At 50.9% G+C, this 14,544-nt stretch carries 13 protein-coding genes; 9 read left to right on the top strand and 4 right to left on the bottom strand.

The window, feature by feature from the left end:
• Window positions 1-35 precede the first annotated feature (35 nt).
• The 4 genes from ABIB42_RS18685 to ABIB42_RS18700 all read left to right on the top strand — a co-directional run bounded on the left by ABIB42_RS18685 (window position 36) and on the right by ABIB42_RS18700 (window position 3,543).
• The gene (locus ABIB42_RS18685) at window positions 36-1,223 is read left to right on the top strand and encodes a hypothetical protein (RefSeq protein ID WP_429248796.1); all 1,188 of its coding nucleotides are present in this window, start codon (window positions 36-38) and stop codon (window positions 1,221-1,223) included.
• Window positions 1,224-1,400: 177 nt separating this feature from the next.
• Window positions 1,401-1,607: an AbrB/MazE/SpoVT family DNA-binding domain-containing protein gene (locus ABIB42_RS18690; protein WP_429248797.1), complete on the top strand. Its 207-nt coding sequence runs from the start codon at window positions 1,401-1,403 to the stop codon at window positions 1,605-1,607.
• A gap of 171 nt (window positions 1,608-1,778) precedes the next feature.
• A complete protein-coding gene (locus ABIB42_RS18695; RefSeq protein WP_429248798.1) occupies window positions 1,779-2,183 on the top strand; it encodes a very short patch repair endonuclease in 405 nt (134 codons plus the stop codon).
• Window positions 2,184-2,265: 82 nt separating this feature from the next.
• Complete coding sequence (locus ABIB42_RS18700; RefSeq protein ID WP_429248799.1) at window positions 2,266-3,543, top strand: DNA cytosine methyltransferase; 1,278 nt, start codon at window positions 2,266-2,268, stop codon at window positions 3,541-3,543.
• Window positions 3,544-3,572: 29 nt separating this feature from the next.
• Here ABIB42_RS18700 and ABIB42_RS18705 read toward each other — a convergent pair whose 3' ends face one another.
• Window positions 3,573-4,430: a hypothetical protein gene (locus ABIB42_RS18705; protein ID WP_429248800.1), complete on the bottom strand. Its 858-nt coding sequence runs from the start codon at window positions 4,428-4,430 to the stop codon at window positions 3,573-3,575.
• Window positions 4,431-4,714: 284 nt separating this feature from the next.
• On the opposite strand from ABIB42_RS18705, the gene ABIB42_RS18710 reads away from it, so the two are divergent.
• From ABIB42_RS18710 to ABIB42_RS18725, 4 genes are all read left to right on the top strand, one after another.
• On the top strand, window positions 4,715-6,472 hold the full coding sequence (locus ABIB42_RS18710; protein ID WP_429248801.1) for an AIPR family protein: 1,758 nt from the start codon (window positions 4,715-4,717) through the stop codon (window positions 6,470-6,472).
• Window positions 6,473-6,881: 409 nt separating this feature from the next.
• On the top strand, window positions 6,882-7,901 hold the full coding sequence (locus ABIB42_RS18715; protein ID WP_429248802.1) for a DUF5694 domain-containing protein: 1,020 nt from the start codon (window positions 6,882-6,884) through the stop codon (window positions 7,899-7,901).
• A 342-nt stretch (window positions 7,902-8,243) separates the two neighbouring features.
• A complete protein-coding gene (locus ABIB42_RS18720) occupies window positions 8,244-9,497 on the top strand; it encodes a hypothetical protein (RefSeq protein ID WP_429248803.1) in 1,254 nt (417 codons plus the stop codon).
• Entirely contained in the window at window positions 9,494-10,507 is a 1,014-nt protein-coding gene (locus tag ABIB42_RS18725) for a hypothetical protein (RefSeq protein ID WP_429248804.1), read from the top strand. The genes ABIB42_RS18720 and ABIB42_RS18725 overlap by 4 nt, the downstream gene beginning before the upstream one ends.
• Before the next feature lie 264 nt (window positions 10,508-10,771).
• On the opposite strand, the gene ABIB42_RS18730 is transcribed toward ABIB42_RS18725, so the two are convergent.
• The gene (locus ABIB42_RS18730; protein WP_429248805.1) at window positions 10,772-11,731 is read right to left on the bottom strand and encodes a site-specific integrase; all 960 of its coding nucleotides are present in this window, start codon (window positions 11,729-11,731) and stop codon (window positions 10,772-10,774) included.
• A gap of 523 nt (window positions 11,732-12,254) precedes the next feature.
• The gene (locus ABIB42_RS18735; protein WP_429248806.1) at window positions 12,255-12,752 is read right to left on the bottom strand and encodes a hypothetical protein; all 498 of its coding nucleotides are present in this window, start codon (window positions 12,750-12,752) and stop codon (window positions 12,255-12,257) included.
• Window positions 12,753-12,879: 127 nt separating this feature from the next.
• Here ABIB42_RS18735 and ABIB42_RS18740 point away from each other — a divergent pair, with 127 nt between their 5' ends.
• Window positions 12,880-13,137, top strand: a complete 258-nt coding sequence (locus ABIB42_RS18740; protein ID WP_429248807.1) for a helix-turn-helix domain-containing protein — start codon at window positions 12,880-12,882, stop codon at window positions 13,135-13,137.
• 49 nt (window positions 13,138-13,186) lie between these two features.
• Here ABIB42_RS18740 and ABIB42_RS18745 read toward each other — a convergent pair whose 3' ends face one another.
• The gene (locus tag ABIB42_RS18745) at window positions 13,187-13,699 is read right to left on the bottom strand and encodes a hypothetical protein (RefSeq protein ID WP_429248808.1); all 513 of its coding nucleotides are present in this window, start codon (window positions 13,697-13,699) and stop codon (window positions 13,187-13,189) included.
• Between the last annotated feature and the right edge of the window lie 845 nt (window positions 13,700-14,544).

Here is a 14,544-nt window from a genome sequence, read left to right on the forward strand (position 1 = left end):
TTTCAGTACCTGACCGACATCTGCGGGAGCCAAGAATGACCGATTCGATCCGGATAAGTTTAGACCTGACTAAGATGAGCACACAGGCTCGCATGGTCGTCGATGGAACCGTTACGCAAGACTTTAACCCTAAAGGCCGGGTGAAGCGCACGTACGACAAGGCGTCGACGCAGAAGAGTCCGATGTCCGATGCGAAGACGTATTGGCGCGTGCGTACAGAGCAAATTGGCAACCAGGTTGTTCCTTACAAAGTCGAGGCGAATCTCAATATTCCGAATGCCGTCGCTGGTCAGAACGTTCTCCATGGTACGAGCGTGTTCGCGTCGGCTGTGAGCGCGCTCTACTTCCTGAAAATCTGGATGGCCGAATCCGGCGTGCCTGGCAACGAGCTGGACAAGCTTACCTTGACCGACGTCCGCCTTCTAGGAGTAACGCTTTCGTACCCGCAACATTGTGTTGACCGGGCCGACGCGAGTGAACTGGTTAGAGCTATCGGAGATTTGGGTCGGATCCTATATGGTGATAAATGTGTCGTGCTTAGTTCAAGCAACGAGACTGTCTACCTCGAGCGGCGGGACTACATGCTTACAATCTACAACAAGACGAATTTAGCTCACTGTGCGTTTAAGGAAAGTACACCGGTGTCGTCTCTACAGGCAGTCTCTCCCACGATCGTTCGCACCGAAGTCAAGTTAGAGTCTCGATATCTTCAGGAAAACGGCCTGACTTCGGTAGAAAGATGGCGGAACGCTTATGCAGAACGGCGGTACGAACAGTTGTTTAACGAGTTGGTGCGTCGAACGCTGCGTCTAGACGACCGCCTTCGCTACAAGGCTCCACGGCCGGAGGTTTTCAGTAGATTGAGTGCTCTTGAAGCTCATATTCTACGAGGATACCTGAGAGGGCTCGACCCGCGAGCTGCTAAAACGGTCCTCACTAGTAGCCGCCCGGCCGCTCGCTTTCATGAGCTGCGCAAGTCCCTTATGCACAAGTCGCAGGTCGATATCGACATCCCTTGGAGTCTTCACAGGAAGCTTAGATCTGCTGAGCTAGGGGAGCGGCTGAGTTACTCGGGCGATTTCGACTCCGCGCCAAAGGATGTCGACTGGGTTTTCTCGCAATCGAGTTGGGATGGCTTGCGGGGGACCATGTACGAGCTCTACGAACAGGCGCTAGCAAAAGCGCTTCTTCGCACTAAAACCCTCACGTCTGCGGATTGGTGAGATCCAGCGCGGTGGGTGGCGAGTCGAGTACGTGCCGTGGCACAGCTTCCAAAGGGCAGGGCTACGCTGGTTGGAGCGGGTAACGGCGATGGCGCCCTCATGTAACGACCGTTTGCGCGGCAAGGCAGCGAGTACTTCAATTTGTATACATTGGCTATACATTGCGAAAGGAAAGACATGTCCAAGATCTGCAAGTGGGGCAACTCGTTGGGCCTTCGACTGCCGGCGTCCATCGCCCAGCTAGCCGGACTGAAGAGCGGCACGTCCGTCAGCGTGCGTCTCCTCGACAATGGGGCAATTCTCGTAATCCCGCTTAGCCATGTGGCGCCTGTGGGCGGGATGCATCTGGTCACCAAAACCAACAAAGCTCCTAGGGAATGGTAACGCTGCGAAAGGTCGCTGCACGTGCAGGACATAGCTAAAAATGGTACGCAGTCAACAGTGTTTGCTTGCGATAGATCAATGCCTAGACTGCGACGTTCTCGCGGCGTAGATAGGTCAGCGAGGCGCCGGTCAGCATGATAAACTAGCTGATCGTCACTCCTTCATATCCCCGTGGTCGATACACGTTCTCCGGCTCAACGGCGGCTCATCATGAGCTCCGTAGGTTCAAAAAATACTGGTCCCGAGAAGCTTGTTAGAAGCTTGTTGCATCGATTGGGGTATCGGTTCCGAATTCATCGCAAGGACTTACCAGGAACACCAGATATCGTTCTGCCCAGTAGGCGAAAGATCATCTTCGTTCACGGTTGTTTTTGGCATGGTCATAGTTGCAACAAGGGCAAGCTTCCGAAGTCTAGGACGGAGTTCTGGTCGGAAAAGGTATACCGGAATCGCGCCAGGGACGCCGACGCTGAGCTGCGCTTGAAGGCACTCGGCTGGGACACGCTCACGGTATGGCAGTGCCAGTTGCGCGATTTGGAGCATTTGGAGCAGACACTCACGGATTTTTTAAAGTAGACCAATATTCGATCGACTTTTCGACGATCCTTGGTTATCATGATGCTAGCGTATTAATCGGTTTTAAGCAGGAGTTTTATTGATGGCACGTCCTATTGGGGTTGATCTTTTTGCGGGTGCTGGTGGTCTGTCTCTAGGTTTTGAGCAGGCAGGGTTTGATATTGTTGCAGCCGTCGAGATCGATCCAATTCATTGCGCAACGCATGAATATAACTTTCCCAAAACGAAGACTATTTGTGCGAGCGTTGTGGACCTGACTGGTTCACAGATTCGCGAACTTGCGAAGATCGGCGATGCTGAGATCGATGTGGTTTTTGGTGGGGCGCCATGTCAGGGTTTCTCTATGATCGGTAAGCGTGCCTTCGACGACTCGCGTAATCAGCTCGTGTCGCATTACGTCCGATTGGTTCGGGAGATGCAGCCGAAATACTGCGTGTTCGAGAATGTAAAAGGCCTGACACTTGGAAAGCACGTACAGTTCTTGCAAGAGTTAATCGATGAACTGAGCAAGAGCGGTTATAAGGTGTTGTTGCCATATAAAGTTTTGAACGCGTCGAAGTTTGGAGTTCCACAGTCTCGCGAACGTTTATTTCTGATGGCCGCCCGAGCTGACCAGGTTATGCCGGAGTATCCTGAGGAGTTGGGTGTACAGACCACAGTGCGTGACGCTATTGACGATCTTCCTGACGCAGATGGTTTTCCGGAGCTTGCTAATGTCGATGCCGTCAAAACCAAGTGGAAAACTAAATCGAAGTACGCGCGACAGCTTCGTAATCTAGAATTCGATGCAAACGATTATAGCCATCCTAGAATTTTTGACTCGAACGTTCTTACGTGCAGTTTGATTACTGAGCACACCGAAGTTTCTAAAGCTCGCTTTTTAGCGACGGAGCCAGGCAAAACGGAAGCAATCAGTAGGTTCTTAAGGCTGCATCCGGACGGATTGTGCAACACACTCCGCGCCGGAACCGATAGCGCTCGCGGTGCTCACACTTCTCCAAGACCTATCCATCCGGTGCATGCACGCGTATTGACCGTTCGCGAAGCAGCAAGACTTCACTCTTATCCAGATTGGTTCCGTATGCATGCAACCAAATGGCATGGGTTTAGGCAGATTGGCAACAGCGTGCCGCCGCTACTCGGACGTGCCGTTGCTTCGTCTGTTATTCGCGCGCTTGGTATTATTCCACACAAACCGGAAAGCAAGCTTAAGTTGGGCGACACTGCGCTTCTTACCATGAATATGGGTCAAGCGGCTTCCCTATTTTCCGTTGCGAAAAACGTAATCGCGCAGCGCGCACGCAAGTCTGAGCAAGGCATTAAAAAGGAAAATCCAGAGCAAGTAGTGTCGGCTGCATGACCGTTTAGTGATTCGAGAGCGATGACTTTTTAAATCCCTTTGACTGTGGGTTGCAAGATAAACATCGTTTCTCGATGGAAGGTCGGCGTGGTGAACGTTTGAGCTTCGGATCGTCGTACTGCCTTAAATTCTACAACGTAGATTCCTTTATTTCTCACTCCCACTATAGCGGTTGGAATAATCAAGTCATTAGGCGTTGCGTCAAAAGCTTCCTGCACTTGGCGCGCGATCTGCTCGGTCAAAATCCGCTGGTTTCCCTGCTTTGCTTCGACAGTGATTAACACGCTTCCGTGGGCTTCGCTATCTTCAAGATCTTGCTTTGCCAGAAAAAGTGCATCGATTTGCACGGTGCGAAGTTTGATATCCATCTGCAAATGATTGAGCTCTAGTGCATTGATTTGACGGTTTTCACCAATCGCAAAATGCGTCTCAATCACTCTCAAATTTACTGCGACTTGCAGAAGCCAGGATTCGTCTTTTCTTCCCAAAGCCCTCGAGGCCAAAGGTAAACTTAAGCTTTGTATAGGGAACGTCGGAGTTTCGTCGGAGGGAGAGTAATCCTCATCAAATTCGGTTTTTTGTCCAGCGATGTACGGTACAAACTCGAATATATCCCCGCCACCGGTCTTCTGCTTACCGACAAAACCTCGATTGCGAACGCTCTCTGGCCAAATCTTCGACCCAGACGTCGAGCGAACGATGTCTTTCATAAAGTTGAATGGGTTGCTGTTCAACTTAATATTCATCCCAAGCTCGTCGTTACAATAGCGCTTAGCAGACTCAAGATCCTCTGCTGTAACAACAGTCCTTTTTAGCTGTGCAGTAGTTTGATCGTATAAAAGCTCAAAAATGCGTTCGATTACGGCTGTTTTCTGACTCTTAGCCATGACTAGGGCCTGTACTATGAAAACGCCTAGTGTACCAAGAAAGCTCAGCAGCAGGATAGCTTGACGGTAAGCGTGAGATCCGATGTTCAAGGCTATTGCACTTTTACCCGAAGTGCATACTTGTCTGCGCCGTTTGCTGATGTACATCTGCGAACACATAGTCGCGCTGGCTAGACAGGCTCGGTAAAATTTTAATCTTATCCCCTACAGGATGGCCGGAGAACTGGGGTATCAACAGGGTGTTGCTAGCATATTCTCAAGTTCCGCGCAAGGATAAAATAGGCTTGACTGATTCGGATCTCAATATGATACTAAATGCCCAAGTGTCTTTTTATATCCCAACTATGAAACATCTTGAAGTATTCCGGAAAAGTACCGACCTTATTCAAAAATATGGCGAGGGGAATGCTCACCAATTGTGGTGTATGGCAGCTTATCTGGATGAGCCAGATTTGGACAAGTTGGCGGCAGATGGACTGACTGATGGTGCAGGCGATAAAAAGATTGATTTCATCTATGTGTTGAATTCGACCTTGTATATATCGCAGGGTTACTATTCGGTAAAAGAAGATTTTAAAATCGCAGCTCCAGCTAACAAGGCGTCGGATTTAAATACCGGTCTTGCATGGCTGACTGTCGGCGATACGAAAGACGTTCCTGAGAAGCTTCGAGTAAAGATCGTAGATGTCAGGGAGCTTATTGAAAGCGGGGAGATCGATGCTATTGAGCTTCTCTATACTCACAATTGTGCAGAAAGTGAGAATTCGCGTAAGGAACTTGATACGGCGGCGGCCTTTTTAAGGAAGGCATTTGCGGGTAAGGACATCACAATCAGTCATAAAGAATTAGGGTGTAGCTCAATGGAGAAGCTATATATAGCTTTTTCTCAACAGATTGTTGTCCGAAATAAGGTTGTGTTCGACGGGGAAATAATCAGTACGCAGGAAGGTGATGGTTGGAAGGCACATGTTGGATTCGTGAATGGGCGCTGGCTTTATGATTTATTTCAGGCGCACGGGAACGAACTATTCTCAGCGAACTATCGCGGCTTCATGGGCATGAGTCGACGTAAAAAAATTAATAATGCAATACGTTCGACAGCTGAAAATACTCCCAATGACTTCTTTGTGTATAACAATGGCATTTCAATACTTACTACTGCCGTTGATGATGATAAGAAAACTCTTGAAGGCATATCAATCATTAATGGAGCACAAACCACGGGATCAATTTCTTCGGCTAGCGATCTAGAAGCACTTAGTAAAATCAAAGTTCTTTGCAAGATCATTGTCTGTAACGACCAAGAGAAAGTAAAGAAAATTGTAGAGTACAATAATACTCAGAACTACATTACCACTTGGGATCATTACAGCAATAGTGCAGAGCAGAAACTGCTAGAGCAAGAGTTTAAAAGGTTCGGTCATTCATATTCGTTGAAGCGCGGATTTGATAGTGCTAGCGCGGAAATTGGAATTGAAATGGTTGCTCAGCCATTAGTCGCACTTCATGGGGATTACGTAAGTGCGAACCGAGGTAAGAATTATGTTTTTGAAACGAAAATTGTCTACGATAACGCATTCCACGAAACTAAAGCTCAACATCTTCTCTTGGCTTTAGCTATTTCAAAGTCAGTTGAAGTGGTAAAGAAAGATTTGAATGACAAGCCGGCTCCAACCGATCAGGAAAAGCAGTGGCTCGATTTCCTCCAGGGATTGCGCTCTAAGAACTTTGTAGTTGCAGTGATTGGCGGACTGCTTTCTAATATTTGTGGAAAGCCGTTAGACCCCGGAACCGCAAAATTTACGTATAACGAGTCTCTGAAGGCTAATAACGAAATCGATGCTTTAATTCAAAAATGGGTCCCAGTAACGCGAATGACGCTGCCATTTATTGTCCAAGGAATAGGTGAAGATTTTGCAAGCTACCTTAGTCAAGAGAATGCACTGAAAAAGCTTGTCGATCAAATAGGCACTCAGCTTGCTGCTTTGCGAGCAATTCAGCCTATGCCAGCGTTAACTGCCATTGCCCAGTCAGTTCAGTGATACTGACTTAGCGAATTGGAACAGTATGCATGATGTATCGATGCTAGCTAAAACACACTATTATCGCTAGTGAAAAGCGCTTGCAATGTATCGCCGACAACGAGACTACAATACGCGATGCAGTGCTAGTCGCGTTTAATTTGTGAGCGCCCAACAAAATCTGTTTCTTGCTCTGGCGGCGATGTGCTCATTCGCGGAGCCTCATCGAGCGCCCGCTTTTGGCCGAAAGTGGTTGTTTGATGAGGGGACAAGACGCGCATTTTGAGCCGCTTTTCTTCGATAAAATGTCTTTCCAAGTAAGTAGCTCTTCAATGAGGATCAGAAAGGAATTAATCGGATGCGGCAACCATTGACTGGTTTTGTCGTGGGCGTCATGATGTGCGTCGCAAGTGTATGCGCCCAGGAGCGCATGGGGACATTCGACCCGGGAAAACTAAAGGGGCCAGCAAAGGGTGTACCGAGCGAAGTAATCGTTCTCGGCACACCTCGCCTCCCGCACCTGCAGGATGCTTTCAAGCCTTCCAGCCTCAAGATTCTTAACGAGCGCCTGCTTGGCTGGAAACCTCACATCATCGCCATCGAGGCGTTGTCGGGCACTCAATGCGCCTTCATGCGTCAGCATCCTCAACGTTATGCGCAATCGGTCGAGAGGTACTGTCCCTGGGACCCGGCGCCGGCACGCGCTGCGACCGGTTTCGATGTGGCTTCTGCAACCGCCGAGATTGAACGCTTGCTGGCAAACTGGCCATCCACCCCAACACCATCACAACGTCGTCACCTTGCATCCATGTTTCTTGCGGGAGGTGAACCAGTTTCTGCCTTGGTTCAATGGCTGCGACTGCCGGAAGCAGAGCGACGTACTGGCGAAGGTCTCGATACCACCTTGGTCGCATCGCTCACGAAGCAGCGTGGCAGGCGACAAGAGCGCGGCGAAGATACGATGATCGCTTCTCCGCTTGCAGCCGCTCTCGGGCTTGAGCGCGTCCATAGCATGGACGATCATACAGCCGATAGCCCTGCATCAGACCCAAAGGCATTCGACTATGCCCTCAGGAAGGCATGGAACAACCCCGCGACCGCGAAGTACATCCAAATGGTGGAACGCTTCTATGCAGGTGTCGGTGAGCCTGAAGGGATCATGAGGCTGTATCGCCACTTGAACGACCTCACCTTGTCCAAGCTCATCTACGACAGTGAATTCGGTGCAGCACTTGCAGAAGACTCTCCACGTCAATATGGGTGCGATTACGTCGCTTATTGGGAGACACGTAACTTGCGCATGGCTGCGAACATCGGTGAGGCCATAGGCCACCAGCCCGGCAGCCGCACGCTGGTTATCGTTGGTGCCTCACAAAAGCCTTATCTCGAAGCTTACTTGGACAACATGCTTGACATACGCGTTCTATCTTCGGATCAAGTACTTCGTTAGCTCATAAGCCACTCAGTCCGCTTCGGGTCAATTTCTGCCCTTCGTGACAATCTGCTGACTTTCCCCTCGAGCGATCTGCTATCCTCATGTCGCCGACCGGTTTCGGTCAGAAGTGAGCATTCGATTTGATAGAAAACATAAGGAAGTATTCGTCCGGTCTATTCGTGCATTTCAATGAAACCAAAGCTTAAAGAGACGCTGTAGCTACTTTTTTGCTTTTCTGAGATCTTCACGGCACTACGACACATCGTCGCTACCCTATTCTGGCCCGAGCCGCCTGATGGTTACGTCGGTATGTGTCTTCACGAGCTGATGATATATCGCATTCGAGGAGCGACCTAAATGGACGACAAAACAAGTGGTGCATGGATAATTCACCATGCACTCAAACTTCATTCGACCCTGAGTCAGGATTTCGATGCCATCAGCTTCGCTGGCAAGAGCGGCACACTACTCTCCGCAATCTCGGCAGAGAAGCAACTTCAAATCCCACAGGGCCGGCTGGAGGCACTGGCTAAAGCCAACCACATTAGCCCCAAGACCGAGTTACCGACCATCGTCGCCGAGTTGACACGCCAGCGCCTTATCCTACCGGGGACTGGGGCCATCGAAGTCATCGGTTTGACTGGGCAAGGCGTGCTCGAATCGACCGCGCGCATCTTTAACGAGAGCAGTCATGAGAAGCACGAGGAAATCGTTATCACGGTCTCGGATGCTGCATCGGAAAATCCGCTAACGGACAAGTCGGCGGTCGAAGCGTTGTCCGATGAATTTAAGCTGGCGAACAAAGACGTTTTAGACACGCTCGAACTTGGCTGCAACATCGGTTTTTTTGATTCAGAGCACATTTCACCAACCGAGAAGCTGCTCTTCAACGGCAACCTGTTCCGCCGAGAAGACGCACGTAAGATCAATGGTGTGCTAAGCACTTTAAATGCTGGCGATGCTTCCTTGTTAAATGAACTGAATGCGAAACTACAGGCCACCGGGTGTCTGCCGCTCCAAGCCGCCACGGACATGCTCGGCCAGGATCTGTTTGACCGCTTGCATTCCATAGGCATGTTCGACGTAAATGTGGTCGGCAACGACCAAGGCAAAAATTACTTCGTGACGAGACCCGCTGCCTTCTCGAAATTCAGCGACTCGATTGCCGACGATGCGCTGGACTTAGCTAAGGCCCTCGTCGCATCGCTGACGTATGGCATGACCATCAGTAGCTTTTACCGCGGGCGCATCCAAATGGTGTCTGCACTGATGAACAAGCTAATTGTCGGGGGCACGGTGGGTCCAGCAACCGCCATCGGCAACGACTATCAAGCGCTTGAGTTTAAAGGCGTGCTCGAGGTGACGGCGGCACATGGCGGCATGTTCAATATGAGATTGCTGAAACCTGAGGTTGGCCGACTGGCCCTCTCGGTCATCCAGGAAGGAGACATAACGGCAGAGGCCGTCGCAAACCTGCCAGGAGCCAAGGTGACTGAATACCTCGGGCCTGAGGTGACCCGCGAGGTAAAGCGAAAAAATTCTACCGAGGCGGTCAAGCTGAAGGCGAGGAACATGCTGCAAGAGATCAGAACGGGGGGACTGCGCAAATGATCGAACACATACCAAAAGGCCCTGCTGCTGAAGAAGCCCTGCGCAACTACTTCCTAAACATTGGCTACTTCGTAGCCCGTGGCTGTAAGTTTACTTATAACCGCTTCGACGTGACAGATGTCGATCTCTGGCTATACGCTAGGAATTCGCCATTGAGCCGCGAACGGGTCAACGTCGACATTAAGAACAAGAAGACGCCGCAAGCCCTTGAGCGCATTTTTTGGGCGAAAGGGTTGCAGACTGTCCTTGGGCTTGACTCATGTGTTGTCGCGACCACGGACAGCAGGTCTGATGTGCGTAAATTTGGACTACAGCATGACGTGAAGGTTCTTGACGGAAAGTTTCTTGCTCGCCTAACCTTAAGTGCAAAGAGCCTACAGGACCGCATTAGTGAAGAGGAATTCCTACATGAGCTCGACGATGGATCTCTCGGGCGACTTAGCGGCGACTGGCGCGTTCGATATGAGCTCAGCAAATCCCGCCTTCTGCAGTCACTAAATTTCGACGGCTGCAATGCTTGGCTAGAAGATATCGGCCTACTGCTGTCGGATATTGGAGCAGGTACACCGCGCTGGAGGCTCCTTTACATCACTTGCGCACACCTACTCATCGCCGTTGATTTCATTCTTAGGGAGCACATCACGTCCGACCACGATCAGAGGAAAGCCTTCATCGACGCTGGTGTCCGCTACGGCGAATCTGGCCAAGTCTTCACAGAAAAGGTCAGCCGTATGGCTGCGTCACTTGTTGAAAGCGTAGCAGCTCAGCCAGGCTTGGCAAAGACCGTGCAACAGGAGATCGAGTATGAGTCGTCTCAGATTAAAGCAGAGATCCTCGCTGACTTTTTTGCGAAGAATACATCCGGCTTCTTCGATATCGCGTTACAGCTCGAAGCCGCAGCATTTGCGCCGACGGTATCAAAACCCAGCGCTCTTGTAGCAACATGCCAAGGGGTTATCGGGGTGTTAGCGGACTTCTGTGGCGTGGATCGAAAAATAGCAATTCAATAATAACTTGAAGGCGGATGTGACGCGTTGAGTAACAAGCTGCACGGGTTCGATCCACGTTTTCCTCAAGCGTGAATGGCCGCTTCGGGCCCAGGCTGTGTAAAAACGCGAATAGACAGCACGCTGGCGACGCCCGACCTCTCAGAACGGCCGCTACGCCGGTTTCTCAAGGTCGGGAGTGGTTAAAGAGACCCCTGAAAACATGAGGATCTAGCGTTTTTACACAGCCTGGGTCGGAAGCGAACTATCATGATTGAGTTTTAGCAGCTAGAGAAGGCTTGGGATTTTCCGTTTATTTACTGGTCTGATATACCGTGCCAGCGTCACATCTGACCGATGACCAGTTTGTTCTCGTATCTGATATGGCTGGAGTCCTGCGATTGCTGCCTCGGTACAATAGCCCGCTCTCAAACTGTGTCCCGCCACGTGTCTGGCAGCGTCCTCACCGCGCATCTTCTTGACATACAACTTGACCAGAAGAGCGACTGTTTGAGGAGTAAGCGCCTGTTCTCCTGCGATACGGTCATGTCGACTCAGACGTACGAAGAGAGGCCCTGAAGCGATACATGAGATGACCAGCCATTCGTCTAACGCTTTTACTGGGCAGCGTTTGCCTCGTGCGTAGGGTATAAACACAGTTCGACCTTGACCCTCCTGGTCGGTCTTGGACCGTCGTATAGTTAGCTCAATCCCGTTGTCGTACCTGGCGATGTCGTCAGTTCTTAGAGCAACCAGCTCTGACCGACGGAATGCGCCTGAGAAGCCAAGAAGCAGCAAAGCTTTATCACGTGCGGCTCTCATCGGCGGCTGGCATTCGATGTGCACAATCATTTCCAGCAGATCTTCTTTTACTAGAGCGGTCACGCGTCGCTGACTCACCCCCAGCGTGCGACGAATGCCTTGCATTGTCCGTTTAACCAGCTGGTCTTTTACTGGTGAAGGCAGGCCGGCGTCGACGTGCGCGCGGTGAATCGCGATGAGGCGATGCTGAAGAGTGGCGACTGACAGACTGCTCGCGAAGTTGGCAAGATAGTCTGCGGTCGCTGCTGGCGTGGCTGGTATCGTGCCGCCATGTTGCTTGAAGTGTCGAATGTCTGCGTCATACGAGCGCGTAGTCGCGTTTGATTGCGCGGCGGCTGAAAAGCTAGCTACAAGCCGTGACGGCGCGGCCTGCGGTACTACGCTCGCGGCCTGAGCGGAATCGGGTACTTGTCGTCGTGCAGCCATGCTCAGTACTCCGACGGTAACAACAAAGTTGTTGCAGAACGATCCGCCTCGGAAATTATCCAGAGACTCTCACTGCCTATCTCGTATGCGGAAAAGATCCTTAACCGACGACCGACTGCAAAATAGTTCTCTTGAACATCGGCTGACGAAAGGGCTCCGAAGTCTCCGCATTGGTGTCGCGTAAGGTATGTGGTGGCGTTCATCCCGACTCGATCTAGCAGGTCGAGTGCGCCCGGCGTTGCAACTACGGTGCCTAGTGGAAACAGCGGTGAGTTGCGCAGCACTATGTTCTGAACTTGAAGGGTTTTGTCCATGATTTTCCTAGAATTTTGCAAACGTACAGACGTACAGAGGCCACTGGCTGTGCCGCCAGTGGTCCTCGGTTATAAGAGAATTTCGTGCAGAATTTGCCGCGATGGACTACGGCGGGAATTGAGGAACTACATGTCCGCTAACCGCGAACTTGAGGAGGGCGCAGCAGGCGCTGCGACGGCAACACTTGCTGAGAGAAGTGTGCTGCTTTTTACATGATTGGCTCAAATGTTAGGCCGCCGATCTCCTGGGCGAGCTGCCACCCCTTCTCGGATTTAACCATCACAGCAGAACCCGCAACTTTATACTGCTTAGACAGCGACAGCCCAGGCAACCGGGGCTCAGGAATGGCAACTGCTCCCCCCTTGTTCAGGAGGACGACCCAGTAAATGTTACATGCCTGTGTCGATGCGACTGACCTCGGCTGCGTTGAGTCCTCCCAAGCTTTCTCGGGACTGTCTTTCAGTGTAAGCATCGCCGTGAAGTCAACGCGATAACTGTCATTTTCAGCTACGCCATCGGCTTTGCTCACATCAGAAATTTTCCAGAGAGCACAAGCGCCTAAATCGGCGATGACATATGGCTCAACGTCTGACGCGTCTGGCTTTGACGAGCAGCCTGTAGTAAGCGTTACTAGTGTGAGAGGAAGCAGCAAAGATGCGATAGCCCTTGTGAGGGGACTGACTGTTGATCGGGTGATTTTAATCAAGATGAACTCCGATGATGAAGTAGAACAGATGTGGTGAACTTATAAGTTCAGATTATTGCATGGCGTTTATGAAAATAGAACTTATAAGTTCTGGTCTCAGAACTTCCCAGGCACGAATCTACGCCCTGTGGAAACTCGACAACAGCCCCTTGGCCGCGCTCAGCTCATCTTCGCGGCAAACGTTAGACGAACGCGTAAGCTACGCGGCTACACCCAGCAACAGCTTGCTGATCTCGCTCAGCTAGAATCGAGCTACATTTCATCCGTTGAGCGAGGGGTGAGGAACATTACGATCTGCAATATGGAGCGGATTGCAGTAGCGCTAGGAGTAACGATCAGGGATCTGGTCAGCGGGGCGCCTCCTGGGAGCGTACCAGGCGACTAGATATGACCCATTCTCAAACGAGTGGTATGTAAACAGTTGATCGACTACATCACTTCTTCCCAGGGCTCGACGTCTTATTCATCGGATGAACCCCGATATACCAGGCCGGGGCTAGTGTGGTGATGTCCGTCCTAATGACCAGCTCTTGACGGATGGCCGTTGGGTCAATGATGTATTCGACGGTTTTTTCGTCGTGACTGCATTTTGCGCGATGGAAAACGACATAGCGTCCAACTTCCCAGTCTGCGTCGTAATCGACCAGAGCAATGCACAAGTCAGGCAACTGCGAAGGCTTCTCGCTTTCCTTCCATACGGTTGCAACCCATGAGTACTTTGCAAACAGCGCAGTAATTAGGTGTTCGTCGATAAGATGGTAGAAGGGACCAACTTTTGGAAGGCCGAGCTCTTCGGCCCTTTTCCAGACGTCCTCGATATTGGTCGAAGCGATTGTAGCGATGGCGGCAAGTGAGCAAATGTGCCGGTCTTTCGTCGTGACAGGTTTGAACGCTGGCTGAAATCCAGCTGTCGAAGACGTGACGATGGTAGGGATAACTGCGGTCATAGTGACTCCATGCGGTAGGTTGGGATATGCGCGGCTGCACCTTCCCCTTAAGGATGGCGAAAGATTCAGGAGGGGATTGCTTCGAGTGACGCTGCAAAGCGCGTATTTCTAAAGCGAATTGGCTGCCGCCGATAAGCGTTGCTGAACACGGCGAATACTACGAGCGTGGTTCGGCAACTGTATTTTCCCATAAAAACTAGACATTTTGTCAACTTATTAACTTTGTATGGGGAGTATTTTTCATGCGAGGGACCCATGACTTTTCGGCTTTCTCACCGTCTCGACGTCATCACAGTGCAACGATGATGGCAGGGAACGATTTAAACGGCCAGGGCGATGTTTTTGATCGCAAGTGCTGTGTCGGTTAGCTTTGTACGCCGAAATCGGCGCCTGGGGCGGCTCCTACAGCGGCGTGAACTGCAGTGTTAGAAAATACGCAACTGAGCATATATTCGGACTCCGCTTATTTCCGTAAGAGCGACATGCAATAGTTGCAATATCTTACGCAATCGGATTTCCCGCCATCATCGCGGCTTGCGGAACATACAGACTGCAATATGCCGCTCTGTTCAGCAGGCAGGCTGTTGCTCTGCCCACGCGCACAGGAGGTAGGGCTCTAGGAGCCTTGCAGAATCTGCGTCAACTCCTTGATACAATGTTAGACACGGCATTAGTCGAACTGCTGGCGCTAACCGACCGCGCAGTCGTTTCCACTGTACGATTTTTTGCATCCATTCTGATCGATTCGTACCGCTCGCTTGAACACCTTCGGTTCTGCAATCTGCTCAAGCCAAAGAACGTTCTCGAGGGAGAGATCGAGGGGGCAGCGGACTCAACTCAGCTTG

Origin of the sequence: Massilia sp. UYP32 (genome assembly GCF_050434365.1) — a bacterium.
Lineage (GTDB): Bacteria > Pseudomonadota > Gammaproteobacteria > Burkholderiales > Burkholderiaceae_D > Telluria > Telluria timonae.